This window comes from Microcoleus sp. Pol11C2 (genome assembly GCF_036701505.1).
Taxonomy (GTDB): Bacteria; Cyanobacteriota; Cyanobacteriia; order Cyanobacteriales; family Microcoleaceae; genus Microcoleus.
Genome location: NZ_JAUBQX010000024.1, coordinates 21170 through 41303, shown reverse-complemented (window position 1 = coordinate 41303; position 20134 = coordinate 21170). Strand labels below are relative to the sequence as shown.

The 20134-nt window shown below is 44.7% G+C and carries 20 protein-coding genes and 1 pseudogene; 6 read left to right on the top strand and 15 right to left on the bottom strand.

Annotated elements, in window-relative coordinates; genetic code table 11:
- The first annotated feature begins 157 nt into the window (after positions 1–157).
- Both QUA42_RS15580 and QUA42_RS15575 read left to right on the top strand, forming a co-directional pair.
- A complete protein-coding gene (locus QUA42_RS15580) occupies positions 158–448 on the top strand; it encodes a DUF1816 domain-containing protein (RefSeq protein ID WP_333138059.1) in 291 nt (96 codons plus the stop codon).
- A 369-nt stretch (positions 449–817) separates the two neighbouring features.
- Positions 818–1093 (top strand): DUF1816 domain-containing protein, encoded by a 276-nt coding sequence (locus QUA42_RS15575; RefSeq protein WP_333035734.1) that lies wholly within the window; start codon positions 818–820, stop codon positions 1091–1093.
- Between the two features lie 168 nt (positions 1094–1261).
- On the opposite strand, the gene QUA42_RS15570 is transcribed toward QUA42_RS15575, so the two are convergent.
- From QUA42_RS15570 to QUA42_RS15560, 3 genes are all read right to left on the bottom strand, one after another.
- Entirely contained in the window at positions 1262–2272 is a 1011-nt protein-coding gene (locus QUA42_RS15570) for a J domain-containing protein (protein WP_333138058.1), read from the bottom strand.
- 86 nt (positions 2273–2358) lie between these two features.
- The gene (locus QUA42_RS15565; protein WP_190663825.1) at positions 2359–2586 is read right to left on the bottom strand and encodes a hypothetical protein; all 228 of its coding nucleotides are present in this window, start codon (positions 2584–2586) and stop codon (positions 2359–2361) included.
- A 985-nt stretch (positions 2587–3571) separates the two neighbouring features.
- Positions 3572–4861, bottom strand: coding sequence for a glucose-1-phosphate adenylyltransferase (locus QUA42_RS15560; RefSeq protein WP_333035737.1), 1290 nt, complete (start codon positions 4859–4861; stop codon positions 3572–3574).
- 765 nt (positions 4862–5626) lie between these two features.
- Here QUA42_RS15560 and QUA42_RS15555 point away from each other — a divergent pair.
- The gene (locus tag QUA42_RS15555; RefSeq protein ID WP_333138057.1) at positions 5627–7093 is read left to right on the top strand and encodes a glycoside hydrolase family 13 protein; all 1467 of its coding nucleotides are present in this window, start codon (positions 5627–5629) and stop codon (positions 7091–7093) included.
- Positions 7094–7282: 189 nt separating this feature from the next.
- Here the strand turns inward: QUA42_RS15555 and QUA42_RS15550 are convergent, their stop codons facing one another.
- The gene (locus QUA42_RS15550) at positions 7283–7696 is read right to left on the bottom strand and encodes a fasciclin domain-containing protein (RefSeq protein ID WP_333138056.1); all 414 of its coding nucleotides are present in this window, start codon (positions 7694–7696) and stop codon (positions 7283–7285) included.
- A 163-nt stretch (positions 7697–7859) separates the two neighbouring features.
- Complete coding sequence (locus QUA42_RS15545; RefSeq protein WP_333138096.1) at positions 7860–8285, bottom strand: DUF2358 domain-containing protein; 426 nt, start codon at positions 8283–8285, stop codon at positions 7860–7862.
- A 58-nt stretch (positions 8286–8343) separates the two neighbouring features.
- On the opposite strand from QUA42_RS15545, the gene QUA42_RS15540 reads away from it, so the two are divergent.
- A complete protein-coding gene (locus tag QUA42_RS15540; protein ID WP_333138055.1) occupies positions 8344–8922 on the top strand; it encodes a hypothetical protein in 579 nt (192 codons plus the stop codon).
- A 34-nt stretch (positions 8923–8956) separates the two neighbouring features.
- Here the strand turns inward: QUA42_RS15540 and QUA42_RS15535 are convergent, their stop codons facing one another.
- Together QUA42_RS15535 and QUA42_RS15530 are read right to left on the bottom strand one after the other, a co-directional pair.
- Positions 8957–9352, bottom strand: coding sequence for a VOC family protein (locus QUA42_RS15535; RefSeq protein ID WP_333138054.1), 396 nt, complete (start codon positions 9350–9352; stop codon positions 8957–8959).
- A 53-nt stretch (positions 9353–9405) separates the two neighbouring features.
- The gene (locus QUA42_RS15530; protein ID WP_333138053.1) at positions 9406–10593 is read right to left on the bottom strand and encodes a histidinol-phosphate transaminase; all 1188 of its coding nucleotides are present in this window, start codon (positions 10591–10593) and stop codon (positions 9406–9408) included.
- A gap of 292 nt (positions 10594–10885) precedes the next feature.
- On the opposite strand from QUA42_RS15530, the gene QUA42_RS15525 reads away from it, so the two are divergent.
- On the top strand, positions 10886–11170 hold the full coding sequence (locus QUA42_RS15525; protein WP_333138052.1) for a WGxxGxxG family protein: 285 nt from the start codon (positions 10886–10888) through the stop codon (positions 11168–11170).
- A gap of 163 nt (positions 11171–11333) precedes the next feature.
- On the opposite strand, the gene QUA42_RS15520 is transcribed toward QUA42_RS15525, so the two are convergent.
- The 8 genes and pseudogenes from QUA42_RS15520 to QUA42_RS15495 form a co-directional block, all read right to left on the bottom strand.
- The gene (locus QUA42_RS15520; RefSeq protein WP_333138051.1) at positions 11334–12041 is read right to left on the bottom strand and encodes an ROK family protein; all 708 of its coding nucleotides are present in this window, start codon (positions 12039–12041) and stop codon (positions 11334–11336) included.
- A 283-nt stretch (positions 12042–12324) separates the two neighbouring features.
- Positions 12325–12399, bottom strand: a pseudogene (locus QUA42_RS15515) (hypothetical protein); the annotation flags it as partial.
- Between the two features lie 252 nt (positions 12400–12651).
- Complete coding sequence (locus QUA42_RS15510) at positions 12652–12834, bottom strand: group II intron maturase-specific domain-containing protein (RefSeq protein WP_333138050.1); 183 nt, start codon at positions 12832–12834, stop codon at positions 12652–12654.
- Between the two features lie 273 nt (positions 12835–13107).
- Entirely contained in the window at positions 13108–13302 is a 195-nt protein-coding gene (locus tag QUA42_RS15505) for a hypothetical protein (RefSeq protein WP_333138049.1), read from the bottom strand.
- Between the two features lie 119 nt (positions 13303–13421).
- Entirely contained in the window at positions 13422–14060 is a 639-nt protein-coding gene (locus tag QUA42_RS15500) for a reverse transcriptase N-terminal domain-containing protein (RefSeq protein ID WP_333138048.1), read from the bottom strand.
- A 1195-nt stretch (positions 14061–15255) separates the two neighbouring features.
- Positions 15256–15363, bottom strand: coding sequence for a hypothetical protein (locus QUA42_RS27805; protein ID WP_445301322.1), 108 nt, complete (start codon positions 15361–15363; stop codon positions 15256–15258).
- A 137-nt stretch (positions 15364–15500) separates the two neighbouring features.
- Positions 15501–15752, bottom strand: coding sequence for a transposase family protein (locus tag QUA42_RS27800; RefSeq protein ID WP_445301321.1), 252 nt, complete (start codon positions 15750–15752; stop codon positions 15501–15503).
- An 873-nt stretch (positions 15753–16625) separates the two neighbouring features.
- The gene (locus QUA42_RS15495) at positions 16626–17240 is read right to left on the bottom strand and encodes a hypothetical protein (protein WP_015176201.1); all 615 of its coding nucleotides are present in this window, start codon (positions 17238–17240) and stop codon (positions 16626–16628) included.
- Positions 17241–18140: 900 nt separating this feature from the next.
- Here QUA42_RS15495 and QUA42_RS15490 point away from each other — a divergent pair.
- Entirely contained in the window at positions 18141–19712 is a 1572-nt protein-coding gene (locus tag QUA42_RS15490) for a protein kinase domain-containing protein (RefSeq protein ID WP_333138047.1), read from the top strand.
- Positions 19713–20134 lie beyond the last annotated feature (422 nt).

The window sequence follows — 20134 nt, the reverse complement described above, 5'->3', positions numbered from 1 at the left end:
CGGGTTTTGCTTTAGGTTTTAGATGGGAAGAAAAATCTAAGATCTAAAATCTCGCATCTAAAGTCGATCGAGGCAAAATCAGCACTGAGGTTGATTCGATCAGACAAATTATTTTGATAGATTTAAATAATAAATTAAACCTCCCTCAAGAATAAAGATGCTCGGATTTTATTTATTTTGTATCTACGTCGCAGTCTTGTCCGTGTTTGCCGGGCCAAGGCATCGCCGGTCTGAGAAATGGTGGGTAGAAATTGTCACCGATTTGCCCCACTGTACCTACTATTTTGGCCCCTTCGACACCGACAAAGAAGCGTCCAGCAATACTCCAGGCTACATCGAAGACTTGGAAAGCGAGGGAGCTAAAAGGGTTAGTATCCGCATCAAACGCTGTCAGCCTTCGGAACTCACGATTTGCGATAGTGAATTTTCAGAGGGTATCGCGGCTTAAGAATTTTGATACTCCAGGGGGCAGGAACCGGGTTTTTTGACGAAAATACTCCGTCTATAGCGAGGGGTATGGGTTAAGCAACGCGGTTTCGGAGCGTCAAAAGTGTGTAAGTTCGGTTTGAATTTTTCATTAACTGAAGCCTCAACAATAATATTAAGCATCGTCTTGTCCTAGTCCTTACCGGGCGGACTTTGTATTTGTAGTGGTGGCTTCAAAGTCGGCATCTTCTCCACCAAAATGCAGAGTTTAGCCAGCATTAACTGCCAAAAATTATCGGGATCAAATCAGCACTGAGGACGAGCCGATCGCTCCCGTTGCCTTGATAAATTGAGAATAGTAAAAACTACTTAAGTATTCCCCGAGGTAAATATGTTTGAAATCTCTATGTTGGGTATGTTTTTCACGGCTTTTTGGGTGCTAGCTCAACCTGCTAGCAGCACTCGACGCGACGAATGGTGGGTAGAAGTGGATACAGATTCGCCAAAGGGTACCTATTACTTTGGGCCCTATGACAGCAGACAGGAAGCTTCTGACAGATCGACCGGCTACATCCGAGATCTGGAGAACAAAGGAGCTAAAAAAATTACCATCAACCTCAAACAAGGTAGTCAACCTACTCAGCTAAGAGCTAGCGAAGAGTCTTGAGAAGGTTGGAAAGTGCAAATTACGGGCGAAGAAAAGTTGATTTATTAACAGGGTATTTTTCAAATGAGAGCGCGCTTGCATACAGTAGGGACACAACAATGCTGTGTCCCAAGGAAATAGTGAAGAAAGAATCTTATTTGTATTTGCGCCCGAGAAATGCACGCTTTTTCAAAGCACCATCTGATTGAGATTACTGCGAGGATTAAAAGTACGGTTTGCTTGGATTTTCTCGTAGGACTCGCGTTCGACAGTCGTGAGTTCTTTCGGTGGCACGATCGCAATTTTTACTAACAAATCAGTCCGCTCGTCTTTCTTGGGTTTCGGCCATCCTTTGCCCCGCAACCGCAAAGACTGACCCGAACGAATCCCGGCTGGAAATTTCACAGTGATCATACCTTCAGGCGCCGGCACTTCAATGGAAGCTCCCAACACCGCTTCATCGGGAGTTATCGGCACTTCGCAGACCAAATTTTCTCCCTCAAACTGGAAGAAAGCGTGAGGCAAAACTTCTAATTTTAGGTACAAATCTCCCTGCTGCTTCGTGTAGGGGTCAACTTGACCTTTGCCTTTTATCCGAATTTTACTGCCGGTTTTCACTCCGGCTGGAATCGAAACTTCTCCCGTGGCGACTCGCTTGGAAGTTCCCCGAAATGCTTCCCCCAGAGTCAGGGAAATGGCGACTTCGGTGTCGAGAGAGCTTCCTGCGGTGCGGTTTTCGTACCCCGCGAAATCTTCAAATCCGCCAAAACCTGTGGGCCCGCCGCTGGTGCTGCGGTAGTTGCTGTAATTCCACTTGGCATTGCGGGCACTACCGGGACTACTACCTGCGCGACCTAGCAAGGCATTGATAAATTCGTCAAAACTGCCGTACTCGCTGAAGTCAACCCCGCCAAAGTCTACATTCGTACTGCCCCCCCCCGGCCATCCGCCTGGAGTTGTGGCAGCTTGCTTCCAGTATTGACCGTATTGGTCGTATTTTTTGCGTTTTTCAGGGTCTGAGAGCACTTCGTAAGCTTCGTTTACTTCTTTAAAACGAGCTTCGGCTTCTTTGTTGCCGGGGTTCATGTCCGGGTGATATTTGCGGGCTAGTTTGCGGAAAGTTTTTTTAATTTCGTCAGAACTGGCAGTTTTGTTGAGCCCCAAAATAGCGTAATAGTCTTTAAAATCTGTTGCAGCCATTAAGCAATCCCCTCTTTATTAGTTGTTATTTGTTAGTTGTTAGTTGTTAGAAAGAATAAATCCCAAATTAGCCGCAGGATGGCGCATTAGTATAATGCCAGGAGCCGAAGTGCCTGCGGCATCTCATTCAAATTATAGGTTATCAAAGGTTTGGACTCGATCGAGTTCGGTTGTTGCTTGGCGTTCGATCGCAATTTCCGCACTCCGCTGCTGTTTAAGATTTTATAGCATTCAGCTCTCTCGTGCTGAAGGGAGCCAGAGCAGCCGCCTCTAGAAATGCTTTTGGCATTCGACAGCAAAAACAATGCTTTCATCAATTAAGAACGTCCTTACCCTATATGCCGTTGCTATACCTGTGAGCTGTGAGACGGGGAAACTCCTGCGACGAAAACTTTGTGGGGAGTTATGAGGCTTAGGGCTGTCGGGAGGCAGCAGCCCGGTTGAGATGAGGCGGGGAAAGCTGCTGCTGTTGGGGGCGCGAGACCAGGAGGGTTGACTGGGGCGGACGATCGATCTTTTTTTTGTCTTTTTTTCCGGGGCGCGGTGCGATCGAACTTCTCGATCTGAGCTTTATCACCCAATCCGAATCTTAGCAGGTTTTCATCAGCCAGTTCGATCCAATCTGATGTCTAAATTGTGACTATATAATACCCTAAATTGCGCCGTTCTCCCACAAAATTTCTAGATATTTTTTATTAACCCCAGACCCGTCCTATAAAATTTTATTTTTACAACCTTTGAAGAGATTTAAATCCCAGTAATATAACATAATTTCTCCGCTGTCTGTTAGCTACATCACACACTTGTATAAAACATTAAGATAGGATAGTAGAGCGATAAGCTTTTAACGCTACTAGGGTGCTAACATTATGAATTATTTGCTAAGTTGGCCTTGTGGCTGCTGCGACGATTGGAAAGATAGTTCCGAGAGTTCTGTTTTACTCAGAAACGGGCAGCGCATTTGCCAGTCGTGCTACCAGCGCAAATACAAGAATCAGAAGCTATTCGCCAGACGCAGGCGAGCGGACATATCTGTATCACGGCAGACTGTAACAGAGACGGTCGCTTATTAATAATGCGCGAGCCTTTGAATAAAGCCAAGTATTTCAACAACCTCGCATCAGCGGTGGAAATTAATAATCAACAAAAAAAAGAATGAATTTTGTCATCAGTCATCAGTCATCGGTCATTGGTGATCTGTCACTAATTTCATTATTTATAATCAGTCACTTGAAAAGCAGGTAACAGATTTTAACTTAAAAAACTAATGACTGACGACTAATGACTAATGACTAATAACTAAATGATAGTTCCATCAGGAATCGTGGCATTTTTCAGGACTACGATAATGCCGCTGCGGATGTAAAAACCTTGGTTTTCGCGGTTTGCTTCTTCCACTCGGTCTTTATTAATTATTTGAACATTGCGGCCAATGCGGGCATTTTTATCCACAATCGCGCGGCGAATTGTAGTATCTGCACCGATACCCAGGGCGACGCCGCCGCTGTCCAAACTCGAATGCCGTTCGGCGTCGGGTTCGTAGAAGTCAGCACCCAGGACCAGGGTGTCTTGAATCGTACATCCAGCTTCAATGCGCGATCGAACTCCCAACACAGAATGGTCGATCCGGCACTCTTTGAGAATGCAGCCTTCCGCAATAATCGATTCAGTCACGTGAGTATTTAAAAGCTTAGTCGGCGGCAAGAAACGCGGGCGAGTATAAATCGGCGCCTTTTCATCGTAGAAACTGAAAGGCGGCTTAGGCTGTTTTGTCAGAGCCAAGTTAGCCTCGTAAAAAGCCTCAATGGTTCCGATATCTTCCCAGTAATCGTCAAACAAATAAGCTTGAACGTTGTGGTCTTTTGCAGAATTCGGAATTATCTCTTTACCAAAATCAGTTTGATTTGGAGATTCTTTCAGGAGTTTAATCAGAACTTCTCTTTTGAAGACGTAAATCCCCATCGAAGCAATGTAAGGACTTTCCTGAGCCTGCTGCGCTGTCAGTCCCAGTGTAGTAGTATCCACCTGCATTTGTTTGAGCGCATCGCCTTTTGGCTTTTCGCTGAAAGAAACAATGCGGCCGGTGTCATCGATTTTCATCAAACCAAAATCCGAGGCCCGCTTCTCGTCCATTGGCAAAACCGAGAGGGTGATATCCGCGTTGGTTTCGCGGTGTCTCTGCACAAACTTCTGGTAGTCCATGCGATAGAGGTGATCGCCCGAAAGAATCAAGTATTCATCAACGTCCCACTGTTCTAGCAGCGAGAGATATTGGCGAACTGCGTCGGCTGTCCCTTGAAACCAGTTGGGGTTTTCCTGAGTTTGCTGGGCGGCGAGCACCTCAACAAATCCCTCGGTGAAGCCGGAAAACTGGTAGGTGCGAGAGATGTGACGGTTGAGGGATGCCGAGTTGAATTGGGTGAGGACGTAGATTTTGACTATTTCCGAGTTTATGCAGTTGCTGACAGGAATATCGATGAGGCGATATTTGCCTGCGAGGGGAACTGCGGGTTTGGCTCGCAGTTTGGTTAGGGGGTAAAGGCGGGTGCCTACACCGCCACCGAGGATGATGGCTAAGACTTTTTTCAAGGAACTTTCTCCCTAGGGTCGATTAACTCTCCAAGTACAGTGTCGGATGGTGAGGGCTTCTTGACAAGGGGGGGGAGCAAGGAAGTTTTGAGTTTTGAGTTATCAGTTGAGTCGCTTACACAGAAACCGGGTTGTTTAATCCAAATACTTCTTCAAATCCTCAATAACAGTTAAAAAACCCGGTTTATAAGAGTTGGAGTGCGTCCGGGACTGGAGTTAGGAGTTAGGAGTTTTGAGTTAAAATACCCATCTATCCAGAATGGATATTTAAAAAAGTTTTGAGTTGTGACTTAAAATACCCTTCAATAAATAAAGGCAGTTTAAGGAAAGAATAAGGTTCGGGGTTTGGGCTATTAATAACAAGTCTTTTGGGTAAATTCCCCGTTTTCACAATTTATCGATCAAGGCTCATGGCGCTGTTGTTCTTTTTCAAGCCAGGTCGATCGCGTCACCACGGGCGCTGACGCTCTGTATGGCCCTTCTTCGCGCTCTGGTTCTGCTTGAGTTTGAGCAGGTTTTTTTTGCGGGCGTTTCTGTTATCTGAGTTTGTCCGACTCCACAGCACCCAGGAAGCGCCCCCCGTCGGGACGATAAATTTCTTCTAGGTAGAGTCAGTTTTCTATCTTAGATTGACCGCAAATTTGTGTAATATTTTACAATTTGTCGATCAACCAAAGGGGATAAAATGTCTATTCTCTACCAAAAGCTAGATCCGCAACAAACATCTGCTACTGTAGCCTAACCCCTAAAAGCTAAAAAAAGTGTATGGAAATTCAAACGCCGGACTGGGTTAAACACGCGGTATTCTACCAAATATTCCCCGATCGCTTCGCCAAAAGCAAACAGCCTCGCAAACGCCTACTGCAAAACTTCATGTGGGAAGAATGGCACGAAATCCCCACCCTCCAAGGCTACAAAGGTGGCGACTTGTGGGGCGTGATGGAACAGCTAGACTACTTGCAAGACTTAGGCATTAACGCAATTTACTTCACCCCAATATTTCAGTCGGCCAGCAATCACCGCTACCATACCCACGACTACTATCAAGTCGATCCGATGTTGGGCGGCAATCCAGCGTTTAAAGAGCTTCTAGACGCCGCCCACGATCGCAATATCAAAGTGGTCCTCGACGGGGTATTCAACCACGCCAGCCGCGGCTTTTTCTTCTTTCACGACATCCTCGAAAACGGCCCCCATTCTCCTTGGGTGGATTGGTTTAAAGTTGAAGGCTGGCCACTATCGGCCTACGACGGCAATTTTCCTGCTAATTATGCCGGTTGGGATGGGAATCGAGCACTTCCTGAATTCAATCACGATAATCCCGAAGTGCGAGAATACATCATGGAAATCGCCGAATATTGGATTAAATTCGGCATCGATGGCTGGCGGCTGGACGTTCCTTTTGAAATTAAAACCCCGGGATTTTGGCAGGAATTTCGAGAACGAGTTAAAGCTATTAATCCCGAAGCTTACATTGTTGGCGAAGTTTGGGAAGACGCGAGGGAATGGCTCGACGGCAGTCAATTTGATGGAGTAATGAATTATCTTTTTGCGGCGCCGACTATTGCTTTTACAGCGGGCGACAGAGTTGATTTAGCTCAAATTGAAGGTCGTTCTTACCATCCCTATCCCCCGCTTTTTGCTAAAGAGTACGGCGACAAAATTCAGCACGTTTTGGATCTGTACCCGTGGCCGATACAGCTAACTCAACTTAATTTGTTAGCCAGTCACGATACAGCTAGGTTGCTGTCAATTGCTGGGGGCGATAAAGCTAGCGTCGAACTCGCTACTTTGCTGCTGTTAACTTTTCCTGGAGCTCCCAGTATTTACTACGGCGATGAAGTTGGTTTACCCGGTGCTCTAGACCCCGATTCTCGCCGCGGTTTTCCCTTACAATCTCGCTGGGAACTTGATGTTTTAGATTATCATAAGCAGTTGATAGCTTTGCGGCACAAATACGCGGCCCTCCGCACTGGATCGTACCAAGTTCTGTTTGCTGAAGGAACGGTTTACGTTTTTGCCAGAATTTTGGGGGATGAGGAAATAGTTGTTGCGATCAATGTCGCGACCGAAGAAGCTAATATTAGCTTTGAGGCAGCTAATTTGAAATCTCCTCACGAGAAATTGCTGTTTGGGAAAGGCGAGTTTGTTTGGAAAGGTGAGGGGGAAAATCGGCTTTTAGAATTGATGCTGCCGGCGCGCTCAGGAGTGATTTTAGGTTCTGATAATTAGTTCCGCAATTACGCAAGTGTCACGATCAAATCGACTTGTAGGGTGCGTCCGACCCAGTTATGGACGGATGAGCTATGGTTTGGGCTCTGACGCACCTTACTAATTGTAACACTTGCGTAAGTTCTCTAGTTTAAAATGTCAGGTGCGCCCATAAGCACCCTACTAAATTTAGAGATGCCACAAGTTTTGTTATGCTGCAAGCAATGTTGGTATTAGCACCGCATCAATGATATGAATGACGCCATTGTCGGCAAGAATATCTGAAGTGAGAACTTTAGCATCATTCACTTTAATGCCGTCAGAAGTATCAATTCCCACTACAGAACCTTCCACTGTTTCAGCAGAACTTAACTCAAGCAAATTCTCACTTAGTACCTCGCCAAACAGAAGGTGATAAGTCAGAATTTTCTTGAGCTTGGGTATGTCTTCCAGCCAAGAGGTAATAGTGTTCGTAGGAATTTTGGCAAATGCCTCATCAGTTGGTGCTAAGACGGTATAAGGTCCCGGACTTTGCAATAAATCTAACAAACCAGCCGCTTCAATAACAGTCACGAGTGTTTTGAAAGAGCCGGCATTGGTGGCAGTCTGGACAATATCAGCCATGATGTTTTTCAGGAGTGCAAATAGCAGAAAATGAATCCGAGGCGACAATCATTTTAGCAATTTACAAATAGCAGAAAATGAATCGGAGGGATGATGATTATTTTAGCCATTATAAGTTAATTGCCTTGCTAGCCCTGATCTCGGCGCGATCGACCTTTTTGGCTTATACTTGGGCCGCCTCCTCCCCCTTGCGGAAAAACTGCTTTAAAATCTCTCCGGGCTCTCTGTCCCAGGTGTCGATATGTTCGTAAATTAACCCGTCTTTATCCAGTTTATAAGTAGAGTAGCCGTTAAAAAAAATCCGAGCTTTCCAGGGAACCCGCAGTGTCCCGCGAACAGTCCAATTTGCCACAATAATATCATGGGCTGTCTGACTTACGTCGTGCAGGTCGAAGTAAATCTCGTTAAAGAATAGCTGCCCGTGAAATCGCAGAGTCCAAAAGATAATGCGATAGTTGATTTTTCCTTTAAATTTGTTAACAGGGTCTTGAAAATAAACATCTTTTGTGTAGATGTCGTAGGAGATGTCTTTCTCAAACAGCGTCGGGAGATCCGCTTTCAGGGTGTCTACTGCTTGTTCTACCTGCATTTGATATTCGATCGCGCTCAAACTACCACCTTGTGACAGTATTAATTTATAACTTTAAATGAATAATCTCGATCGGGAGCGGGAGGAGAAAAAAATTGATACTTCATCCAGCTCTAATATTACCTCTAATTATATTGTCAGCGCCGGCAGAAAGGCCGGCGCGGACTTGCGACATCGAAACCTTGGCACCGATTTGACAGAACACCCCCACTCCTCTGACATTCTCGCAGAAATCAACAGCGGCAAGCTGTTGATGGTAGATAGCCGTCGCCGGAACGGCCTAATTTTGATTAAACGCTTCCACGCGGAGTTTGCCGGACCTGGGGCTGCCGTTGGGGGCGTTTTTGATGTTGACTCTCAGCAGGCGATTCCGGTGGGCGATTTTTGTTTGGTTTGCCCTCAATCTCCCGAAGAAATACAGAAAGCTTTGGGAATTCGGCGGCAGTGGGTGCGGTTAATGGAACAGTTAACCGCAAAGCCTACAGCTTTGGAACGCGCACAAATGGTTTTAACTCAGTTTGAACAATATTTGGATTCGGAAACGGTGGCACAAATTCCCGATGAAGCTTTGGCACTTTTAGTAGGCCTATTTCCCCAAACCATTCGGGCGGCACGGCAAGGAAATGATCAGTTATAAATTGGTGTAGATACCTTATGCTGCGATCGCGCTGCTACAAGCTCCACTCGGCATTCTGCAAAACGACTCGATAGCCATCTGGGTCTTCAAAGGTCACTCCATCTTTGTCCCAGTAAGGATTGTAGGAGTTTACAGGCTCAAATCCCATTGCTTTCATTCGCTCAACAGACTGCTGCCATTCTTGTTGGTTAGGAAGGTAAAAGACGATAAGATTGTCTTGAGTTGGAGCGCCACCTACAATATGTCCCCGTTGATGGATGAATTCAAAATGGTGGCTTTCTCCTGGCATCCCAACCATTACTCCGTCAAAACCTTCATGGTTTTCAAAACGATCGAGGATTTGCAGCCCTAAACCCTCTGTGTAGAAATGAACAACTCGATCGAGGCAATTTGTTGGACGAGCAACCCGTAAAACCTTTCCTTGAAGCATATATATCTTCTCCAAAGTTATTTTTGTGTCAAGCAGAAACTGGAGACCGAATATTATGAGTTGTCAAAAATTTCTCCTATTCGATCGACTGTTCGCTGATTTTCCTCCGGGCTACCCACCGTAATTCGCAAACCTCCCCCAGTATGGCGAATTAAAGTACCTCGCTCTTTTAGCTGCTGCATGATTTGTTTGTGTTCAGTTTCTGCTAAATTACGATTGTCAACTTTCACCCGCAGGTAAACAAAGTTAGCCGCACTCGACCAAACTTGCAATTTTTGATGCTGAGTTAGCGCTGCAATTAATTGCGATCTCTCTGCTATAATTTCGGGAATTACTGCCAGCAATAACTGCCGCTGCGCTAGGGCAAACTCGGCTGCGATTTGCGAGAAACTGGGGAGGTTGTAGGGGAGGCGGATTTTTTCTAAGGCGGCTGCGAGTTCGGGATGGGCGATCGCATATCCGACTCTCATTGAGGCTAATCGAAATGCTTTGGAAAATGTGCGTAAAATTATCCAATTCGGGTGATGGTGCAATTGGTCTGCTAAAGTATTTTGGCTGAACTCAAAATAGGCTTCGTCAATTACTGCTAATATCTCTTCGGGTAAATTTGACAACCATTCTATTTCATCTGGTGTCAAAGCATTGGCTGTCGGAGAATTGGGATGAACGACAAAGACGGCGCGCACGGGGGGATTTTGATTTTGGGCGATCGCCTTTTTAGCCGCCTCGATATCGATTTCAAAATTCTCCTCTTTTCGCTGAACACTCACAACGGGAATGCCGAGGGTTTGGGCAATTATTCCATACATCGAAAAGGTCGGATTCGCAACCAAAATAGAGCCGGTACCGCCTAAACAAGTAGCTATTAAGATGGATCTAATTAGTTCGTCGGAACCGTTGCCCACAGAAATATTGTCTGCTGTAATGGCGGTTTTGGGCAGTGTAACCCCCCCTAGCCCCCCCTTGTTAGGGGCGGGGACATTTAGGGATTCATTGACGTATTCGGCGAGATCCTCTTTGAGGGCTGCGTGGCCTCCGTCGGGATAGCGATTTGTCTCAATTAACTGCTGGTAAGTCCAAGCTAGCTTTTTCTTTAATTCCTCTGGCAAGTCGTAGGGACATTCGTTGGTATCAAGGCGATCGAGTACACTTTCCGAGTGCGCTGATTCTCCTGACGCGCCCCCCGGATGGGGAGTGTATGCGGTAAGTTCGGCTAAGTCTTTTCGGATAAAGGAAAGCATGGTATGATTTTAAACTTTTGATTTAGATTGTCAGCTTACAAGGCAAGGCAGAAGGCACAAGTCAAGAAAAATTACGAATGCAAAAATTTTTATTATTTACCTCGCTGCTGAAATTTTTGACTAATGCCGACTTACTTCTGCTGTATCAAAGGCATCTAAACTTAGGATATAGCCTTTTCTATATCGAAAGCAAGAGGAGAGAGGGGATTTAGTTTCTGTCGCTCGATTGATGCGTCTGCGGTGGCAAATTGATTATTCTGATAAAGTAACTGCTGATATTTGGAAACCGAGTATGAAAGTCAATCCGTCCGATATATCTAAAACTGCCGCCGCTACCCTCATAGCTTTGAGTTTGGCTGTTCTCCCTTCAGCTATGCCTGCTTCAGCTCAAACCGAGTCAGCTCCGACACAGAACAATAGTGATTCTAATGGAGTTGTTCTAGACAGAACTCCCCTTCAAGAAAGCAAGGAAGACAACAATCATTGGGGTGCTTTGGGTTTGTTGGGCATCCTCGGTTTGGCGAATCTGTTTCGCAAGGATGAACCCAAACGCTACCGCGATCCGATGGGCGAATAATGTTTTTTTAAAACAAATCTCCCACCAGCCAAAAACCCAATCAACTGTTCTCGATTTAGAAACCGGGTTTTTTAGGAAAAGACTGGATTATTGCCTTTAATCCGCGCAAAAAACACGGTTTCTTTGATTTGATATTTACGGGCCTTTTTGCCACACAGTTGATTCAATCGCGCCACAAAGCAATACCGCCCAATAAACCGCTGACGTTCGGTACTATTTTAACATGCGGCGGTAACTCAAAAACAATCTTTTTAGTATTGCCACCGCCGATGTAAATGCGATCGCAGTTAAAGAGATTTTGCAGATAAGTGAGCGCTTTTTCCAGACGGCGATTCCATCTTTTGGAACCGACTGTATCTAATGCCGATCGCCCTAATTGCTGTTCGTAACTTTCCCCTTTACGAAAAGGGTGATGTCCTAACTCTAGATTTGGCACCAAGATACCATCGACAAATAAGGCAGAACCGAAACCGGTGCCAAGAGTAATTACTAATTCTACCCCCGTCCCACCAATTGATCCCAATCCTTGAATATCGGCATCGTTAGCCACTCGCACAGGTTTTCCCAAGCGATCTTTGAGGGTAGTTTGTAAGTCAAAATCTATCCAAGACGGATCTAAATTCACTGCGGTTTTGATGACGCCTAGACGCACGACGCCTGGGAAGCCGACGGATACTCGGTCAAATTCCCCTTGTGCACTTGCTAAAGAGGCGATCACCTCTAGTACGGGTTCCGGTTTTGGCGGTTGAGGCGTTTCTAAACGGCTGCGTTCCGTTTGGGGCTCACCCTCATTGTCCAAAACCATAACTTTGATGCCACTTCCGCCAATGTCAACGGCTAAGGTGCGAGTCGATCTATCTTGTTCAGTCATTTGATTGTTAAGACTTGAAAGTTGGTCAGGTTTTAATTTTTGAATTTGCAAAAATTTTGAATCGCTTCCCACCTTTTCGCTAGGAAAGTTCCCACAGAATGATCATCTTCTAATTCGATTAATTGCACCCAGGGACGGTTAGCGGCAAAAATTATGCTAGCTGTTAGAGTCGATAGGGGCATTTCTCCACCTACCTCTACTTCAGAACCCGACGTGAAACTTTCGCCTCATCCGGATCCTTGATATCTTCACCCTTGTTATGGGTACAATTCAAAAACGGGTTTTAATCATGGTTCTTGTGGAAGGAACCGTCTTTTTCCGTTTTTGTGTCGTGACAGTGTTTATGTAGAAGTTGGAGGTTTTTAAATTTATCTTTGCCGCCTAGGGAGGTGGGTTAGATATGGTCAATTTCTACAATGTCTGTAGGTGTAAAGTACAAACCACAGTGGCTACATTTACCTTTTTATTTTTTAATGAGTATTCCTACTATTGTTGGTGTGTCAGGGTATTCTCCAAGTCGTTTACTTCAGTAAATCTACTCACTATTATAGGGTGTTTAATGGCCTTTTACGTTGACGTGCCTTACGATATTCGTTGTGGCATATTGGACTCACTCAAAACCTATTTCTGTGCTGACACACCAATTTCGTTCGCCTACTGTTCGCCAGTATTTGTCTTTGTTGATGTTACCTTTTTCTCGTCGTTTTGCCCATCCTCTTAGCTTGCGATCAGCAAGATTATCTAATTTTGGGAAGATTTTCTTACTTACTAATGCTGAGTAATAGTCTGACAATGCCCGGATGATTGCATTTTACCTCTTAATTAAGACAGATTGAGGGGATTGTTTATAGCAATCTATTACTTCAGCTCTTTTTACGAGATGAGCCGGGATTTTTGGTTGGGACGGGGTGATTATTGTCTTGAAACCTAGTGGGTTTCCATTGGTACTTTTGGCATCTCTATAGTTACCTACCGGATACTGTTGTATATGGAATCCTAAAAACTCAAACCCAACATTTCCATTGTATTTGTTGAGAAGGTGGGTTAATTTTTTGGGATTTGGTTTCTACTCTAAGCCAATATCACTCCACCAGTAGGCAATTATCTTCTGACAGGTGAGTATTACCTCAATGTCTTTGTACATTATCACAAAATCATCGTCGTATCGGGTTAAACTTAGGGAACATTGTTTCTCTTTTTTATTGATTCGTGAGTACCCTTTTGTTAGCGTTTCCGCATATTGCTTAATCCTTTCTTCCATTCCGTGTAGGGCAATGTTAGCCAGCAGCGGGGAAATAACCCTTCCGGGTGGCTTATTTTCCGTGATAAAAAAACATTACCTTGGTGTAACAGGCCACTTTTAAGCCACGACTTAATTTGTTATCGGAGGCGTGGATAAGTATTTATTTTGTCAAGTAACGCTTTGTGATTAATCGGGTCAACGCATTTGGCAATATCAGCATCTAGCACATATTTGGCTTTATATCTGATACTGTTAAAGATTGCTCCTATCGCATCGTGACATGACCTTCCTCGTCGAAAACCATATGAGTTGGGATCGAATGATGCCTCCCATTCTGGGTCAAGCGGTTCTTTGACAACTGATTGTAAGGCGCGGTCGTACATTGTGGGTATGCGTAATAGTCTTGACTCATTAGTTCCTAGTTTTGGAATCATTACCCTACGTGTAGATTGTGCTTTACCAGTTATTTTGAGTTCATTTACTAGCTTAATGCGTTGCTTCGGGGTTAGTAATTTAATACCATCCACTCCGGCTGTACGTTTACCAGCATAGTCTTGTGTAACCCCTCGTACCGCTAGAACCTTATTATACCATGAATTAATCAAGGTCTTTTGAAGCTTACCAACTGCTTTAGCATCACCATGTTCACTTGTTCGATAGATACGTTTTTGCGACTTGAATGTCAATCTTTCGGCTTGGCGCCCATTGATTTGATGCCATTCCAGCGTCGGGTTGTCTCGCGTTTTAGACTTATTCATTGCTACGATAGTTCCCATCTTTGAAGTTACCGGGCATCTGTCTGCGTATCTCTGTCATTACAATAGAGCATTAGCGTCTGATACACTCCCTATCTCATGTACTCTTCGTTAGCTACTTACTGGGTGATCCACCTGTTCTTTTCCAGCATACATGATAGTTACTTCGTTCCAAATACAAATTGGTAGAGTTTTTAGTGTGAGGCTATCCACTGGGTTTCTGGGCAGTGCTTATAGGAAGAAGTTAAAATCGCCTATGCCATATCCTTGCCTTTTGGCATGGTTTTAATCAGCCCTTAAACCACTTCAATATAACGATGGTTCACCCACATCTTTGCTTTCGCTACACATGAACTATTGCTCGACATTTACCAGGTTGGGCTGCCTTTGACCCCCGCTTTACTCTGTTAGTGGCTACCTAACAAAATAGGGGATATGCTTTTACCGCTGCACTTGCGGACTAGGACTAAGGACTTATGTATCCTGCACCTAGATGTGTATTTAGTTGTTATGGCAGAATGAGCCATACCAACTGTCCCTAAATATTTCTATTTATTTAGGTTAAACGAATCGCACTGAATCGGTATTATTGTATCATGCTTGCCGTGAAGAATTAACGTAGCCGCTGAGCGCATTAATTTTTGTTCATGGTATGGAGGTCTATCTGCCAAAAACTGATAATTTAGTGGCAGATGACGCTGTTCGCCGTACTGGTAAACGGGCCAATATTTCTGTTCTTCATTAGTTAGTATGCTCAACTAACAATCAAACTGCGAAGTAAGCATCTAACTCTGAAGTCTTCAAAGTTTCTCAACCCGCAAGCAGAACGTTTAATCAACTTGATCTTATGTTGATGCCTTCGACAACTTCACTCTTAGTCTTATTATCGAAGTAAGGGATAATTTCATTGAGTCAACGACTAATAGCCTTCTAACTATCGGGAACATATTTTTTAGCTCCTGACAGCCATCTTCCCAGTTTCAAAAAACCGAATAACTAATTATTACTTTGGTTGGGAATTATTCTATTTTTTTTTCTGTCTGCCTCCTTTTGAGAGTAGGAAATACATCTTTAACTGGCACGAATTTAGCTTTTTGCTCTTCCTTTATATCGGATTAGTTCTTCACTAAAACATATTTACTTTTTTTCAATTTTTGTAAAACTTTCTCCTTGCCTGCTTTCTCTTCTGACGATTCTGCTTTTTTAATTAAATCTTCTACCTATCTCTTCTCTCGCTTCTTTTGGGCATCCAATTCCTTATTATTTGTGCCATTACATGAAATCTGTCGGCGACCACCTGAACATTTGGTATCCAGTCTCTCACTACATTTCTGTAACCTTTCCACAAATGTCTACTTACTTCTTGTATTTGCTCTAATACTTATGATCCCCTCTGAGCAGCCCTTCCCTAATTTCTTCTTATTTCCTTCCTACCAATATTTCGATTAGCTTATACTTCTCTCAATCTATTAATACTGCACAGTACAGTAATGATATTGTACTGAGACTTATTTCAGTTATCCCTAATCTCTTCAACTCGCTAGGCTTGGCTTTCAAGTATTCTTTCGATGCGGATTTTAACATCCTTTGTATTTCTTCTGTTGTCACCACCCCTTTTTTCGCTACGCTGTGGATATCGTTCTCTAACACTTCTTGGATTATTGCTCTTGCTAGCCGTTTCGTATAAGTTCTTCTTTTTCGGACAAACTCCAACTCTTTACTAAAGGGCTTTCCACATTTTTCACATTTAAACAGTCGTCTGTTGATTTATAAAAATACGAAGTTCTATTTCCCAGGTAATTTTTTGACTAGCTATAGAGAATGTTGATGTAATTTATGATTTTTTTTTACCATGCGTAAAGTTAATTTACTGACAATTTCTGGCACCTCTAAAATGATTATAATTCCTTCCTAGGGGCGATATAAAATTACTTGTATTTCTAGGTTTTTAACAGCTTTGTTAACACTTTTATCTTCTTTTTCGTTTTGATGGCTGTTCAATCCACCTAACCCCTCTAGGTTGGGCTTATAGTTAATAATAAATGAGCTTTCTCTGTTAAACCAGGTAAAGAGTCTAAGCTAATCCGCATTTAAATTGCATGGTAAAAGAAATTTTAACATTGGTGGGGAGTAGAGGTTGGGCAGGAAAGCCCGCTCTCAACATACAATTTAAATGCACAACAGCTTACCAACTATTTTGCTAGCTTCATTTGTCTTTCTTTCCTGCCTTAGCTATTCATTGAGCATATTAACTAATGAAGAGCCAAAACTATTTATGCTTGTAACTGATTGTCAGACTTTTGATTTTCCCAAGCTAAAGATGTATGGCTTTTTTTATAAAAACTCGGAATTAATACCAAATTAATCAGGATTAGTGAAGCCCAATATTTTGGCAACTGATTTAGGATTACTATATTCTAACGGGGGTAGCTAACCAGAATTTCGTATAACAACGCGCTTAGGACTTCACAAACATTAATATTTTTCTCTTTTCTCTTTCTCTGCGCCAAGAGCGCCCTCTACAGTTCGTTGAAAAAATCTACTTTATTTCAAGCAATAGGATGGCTATAGGCGATCGCACCCACCCTACAAATCAAAACTCTCTTCACCAATACTTCCCAGTTCCCCGCTACCCAGAAACTCTTCCTCCTCTACTTCTTCACTTCCCGACTCGAAACTTTCCACCACAAACGGCAAACCAGCCGCCATCAAACCCCGTTGAATCAGTTCCGGCGTTTCCTCAAACAAAACAAATAGCGGATGAACAGCCTCAGCTTCATCGCTGTAAATATGTCTGTAGCGGTGCGGCATCACCCATTCGTAACCTTTATCCAGCCAAACCTGAGACTGTCGCCAGCGGCCGAGCAACTCAGAAAACTCTTCGCCCGGACGATGAATGAAAATCAAAATTTCCACTCCAATCTTAACTTTCCATTCAGGATCGCACATCAAAATCGCCAAATCGCAGGGCAAACAAACTGCCTGTCCGGGCGATATGCTAGTGCCGCTGCTTCCGGCATACGAAACCCCGTCCCGCAAGCGCGCAATTGGCAAAGGAATTGTGATTAAACTCTCATGGGCGCGGCGAATACTCGGAATCATTTCCATGTAAACCCGATATTTTTTCAGCAGGGCGATCGCGGCCGAAGATTCGCTGTACTCTGCTAGTAAAGTTTCGTAATGTGATTGTTTAACAGACATTTTCAAACCAAAGAATAAGTAATTACTAATTGCTGCTAATTGCTAATCTATCGCTTCTCGTTACTAGGAAGACCCCATTTGTGACAACTTAAGCTCAAGTTCTCCCAAGGGGGGAACTTGAGCTTGCCTCCAGGCTTTGCTGTGTAACGCGAACAGCGATTGAAGCATTTATGGCTCTGGGCTACCAATGTCGGGAGAATGCTTACAGCCTTTTTATTTAAAAGGTTTGAGCCATTTGCAGTCTCAAGATTAAGCCCGATACGATGCCTTTTTCTCATTTTATGCCGCTCGCCTGAACTTCATCTGAGCCAAAAAGGTAATTTGGTCTGTAAGGTGTGACTCTGGGAGCAACAGGGGAAAAGGACGTATTATAAATCCCGATCATATTCGTCATCGGAATGTACCAGTTCGCCTCAACTGAAGTTATCGCAGCCAGATTGCAAAAATTGCTTTCTCCCCTAGTCTATTCAAGAATCGAGCGTCTCTTCAGACCTGAGAGTCTCAATTCCCCAAGCTCAAGAGCGCGATGCGGCAATCTTCAATCCCATAAAATTGATTATAAGTCAACATAAAACCTAAATTTTTACAAAAATCGACTAATTTTAAAGACTTGTTAAAGCAATGAGGGGTTGTACCCCCCATAAGTTAGAGTCAGATCAGATATTATAGATGCACCCTGATGGCTTTCCCGTTCCACAAGAGCGGGATTTTTATTATTGGAAAGCCGGAGCGTTAATTTTCACAATACCTACTACAGATAAAATGACGTGGGGATGCCAAGATTAAAGATATAGCAGAGCTAAAGCTCAAACTAGGGCGCCGATCAATCAAACCTCACCCCTAACTCTGCGAAATAACCCAAAGGCGGTAGCATAGTTTGGGAAACGGCATCAACTGAAGATGAACTTAGCGCCAGCAACAGTCCTGCAACAGGGCAAATACAAAATTAACGCGACTTTAGGGATAGGAGGGTTCGGCATCACTTACCGAGCTATCCACACCCATTTAAACCAAACCGTCGTACTCAAAACCCTCAACGAAAGTCTGCGCCAACACCCAGAATCTGCCCAATTTCAGCAGCAGTTTATTGCCGAAGCCCAACGCCGATCGCGGTGTCAGCATCCCAACATAGTCAGGGTAATTGACTTTTTTGAAGAAGCCGGACAGTCTTTTATTGCAATGGACTACATTCCGGGTCAAACTCTTGCTCAAATAGTCGAAACCGATCAGCCGCTGCCAGAGCCCCAGGCCCTGCACTATATTCGGCAAATAGCCTCAGCCGTAAGTACAGTTCACCACAGCGGATTGCTGCACGGAGATATCAAGCCAGAAAATATTATCCGGCGAGGCGATTCTCACGTAGTAATGTTAATAGATTTCGGAATTCCCCGCGGCTTTACCGCCGGCACCAAACAAACCCACACTAACTTGCTCTCCCCCGGGTACGCGCCGATCGAACAATACCTCTATGACGGTAAATGTACACCGGCCACTGACATCTACGCGATCGCAGCCACCCTCTACTACTTACTCTCCGGGGTGGCGCCCGTAGCAGCACCCCTGCGCGATCGCATTCCCTTGACTGAGTTACGGCAATTTCAGCCCAACCTCAGCCCAGGAATCGAGCGAGCCATCCTTCAGGGACTCGAAATCGACCCCCAAAACCGCCCTCAGACAGTCGAAAATTGGCTCACCATGCTGCAAGAAACAGAGCGAGTATCAGTAAAAAGAAAAGGCAAGCAAAGTCTAAGATTGCCCGCACCTCCCCCGCCGCAGTTGACTTTTCTGGCGTTTGTCGTAACGGCTGCAATTGCAGGCTGGATGGGTTTTGACCTAGCATGGCACTACAACAGCACCAGTCTCAGCAATGGTCCCAAAATTGAATCCTTCCCATCTCTGGAAGATTTGCTCAAATCCCGCGATTTGTCAGGACCGATGTTCGGGCAGCCGTCTGTCGAAAGCAGCCCTCTCTATCCGATCGAACTCAACAAGCGCCCCAAACCCCCCTTAGACAGCACCAACATTCCCGAACAGATCGACGAACCCTCAGAAACTAGCGCCGTACCTTCTGAGTCTCCAAGCCAGGAAATTCCCGCCCCAGAACCCGAACCGGAACCTGAGCCATCGCCGACGCCCGAACCCGCACAGGAGCCTTCTGAGTCCCCCATTCCAGAGCCTCAAACCGAAATCGAGCCAGCTCCCCAACCAGAAGCCGCACCAGTACCAGAAGTTGCGCCCCTGCCTGCAGAACCGCCCGCCGCGCTCGCCCCGCCTGCCCCTGAGAGTGCTAGCGCTGAAACCTTGCCGCCGTCGGAATCCGCGCCGCCAGTAATAGCCTCGCCCATCGAGCGATCGCCTGAGCCTGCGATACCGAGCGGCAGTGGCAACAATTCAGATAGTTCGATCGCACCTGATTCCCCACCCCCTGTGGCAGATCCCACGATACCTTTTCCCGAACCTGCGACAAATTAGTAGGGTTTTTGTTGGTTCAAAGTGCGGACAAATACTTGGTTTTATGAGTTAGCAAATATCCGTTTAGTAGTTGAGATAATAAGGCCCTACCTAGCCAACGACTATCTTCCAAAAACTTCGGTCGAATCTGAACCTCCCAACAGTCGCCGTCTGAGTTTATCGAATATTTCCTATTCCCTCTGCAATCCAAATGCCCGCAAAAAAATGCAGGACTGTTTTCTATTTTGATTTAAATTATGTTAGAATATGTGCGCGGCGCTGAGGTGGTGTGATGTCGCGTATTAATACTGCCAAGCTGCAAACATTTTGGTACAAAGCAACCCCAACCTCAAATTTGAGCCAGTGTAAGCGAGGCTTTTGTGCTAAGCCGTGGCGCGTTAGAGTGTTCTAACTCTCAACAATCCTATCCCCGACAAAGGGGT

What these genes read in the sequence shown, in the direction of transcription:
- QUA42_RS15580 (WP_333138059.1), top strand. Translation starts at nt 158, where the DNA reads ATGCTCGGATTTTATTTATTTTGTATCTACGTCGCAGTCTTGTCCGTG.
- QUA42_RS15575 (WP_333035734.1), top strand. Translation starts at nt 818, where the DNA reads ATGTTTGAAATCTCTATGTTGGGTATGTTTTTCACGGCTTTTTGGGTG.
- QUA42_RS15570 (WP_333138058.1), bottom strand. Translation starts at nt 2,272, where the DNA reads ATGGCTGCAACAGATTTTAAAGACTATTACGCTATTTTGGGGCTCAAC.
- QUA42_RS15565 (WP_190663825.1), bottom strand. Translation starts at nt 2,586, where the DNA reads ATGAAAGCATTGTTTTTGCTGTCGAATGCCAAAAGCATTTCTAGAGGC.
- QUA42_RS15555 (WP_333138057.1), top strand. Translation starts at nt 5,627, where the DNA reads ATGGAAATTCAAACGCCGGACTGGGTTAAACACGCGGTATTCTACCAA.
- QUA42_RS15550 (WP_333138056.1), bottom strand. Translation starts at nt 7,696, where the DNA reads ATGGCTGATATTGTCCAGACTGCCACCAATGCCGGCTCTTTCAAAACA.
- QUA42_RS15545 (WP_333138096.1), bottom strand. Translation starts at nt 8,285, where the DNA reads ATGCAGGTAGAACAAGCAGTAGACACCCTGAAAGCGGATCTCCCGACG.
- QUA42_RS15540 (WP_333138055.1), top strand. Translation starts at nt 8,344, where the DNA reads ATGAATAATCTCGATCGGGAGCGGGAGGAGAAAAAAATTGATACTTCA.
- QUA42_RS15535 (WP_333138054.1), bottom strand. Translation starts at nt 9,352, where the DNA reads ATGCTTCAAGGAAAGGTTTTACGGGTTGCTCGTCCAACAAATTGCCTC.
- QUA42_RS15530 (WP_333138053.1), bottom strand. Translation starts at nt 10,593, where the DNA reads ATGCTTTCCTTTATCCGAAAAGACTTAGCCGAACTTACCGCATACACT.
- QUA42_RS15525 (WP_333138052.1), top strand. Translation starts at nt 10,886, where the DNA reads ATGAAAGTCAATCCGTCCGATATATCTAAAACTGCCGCCGCTACCCTC.
- QUA42_RS15520 (WP_333138051.1), bottom strand. Translation starts at nt 12,041, where the DNA reads ATGACTGAACAAGATAGATCGACTCGCACCTTAGCCGTTGACATTGGC.
- QUA42_RS15505 (WP_333138049.1), bottom strand. Translation starts at nt 13,302, where the DNA reads ATGGAAGAAAGGATTAAGCAATATGCGGAAACGCTAACAAAAGGGTAC.
- QUA42_RS15500 (WP_333138048.1), bottom strand. Translation starts at nt 14,060, where the DNA reads ATGGGAACTATCGTAGCAATGAATAAGTCTAAAACGCGAGACAACCCG.
- QUA42_RS15495 (WP_015176201.1), bottom strand. Translation starts at nt 17,240, where the DNA reads ATGTCTGTTAAACAATCACATTACGAAACTTTACTAGCAGAGTACAGC.
- QUA42_RS15490 (WP_333138047.1), top strand. Translation starts at nt 18,141, where the DNA reads ATGAACTTAGCGCCAGCAACAGTCCTGCAACAGGGCAAATACAAAATT.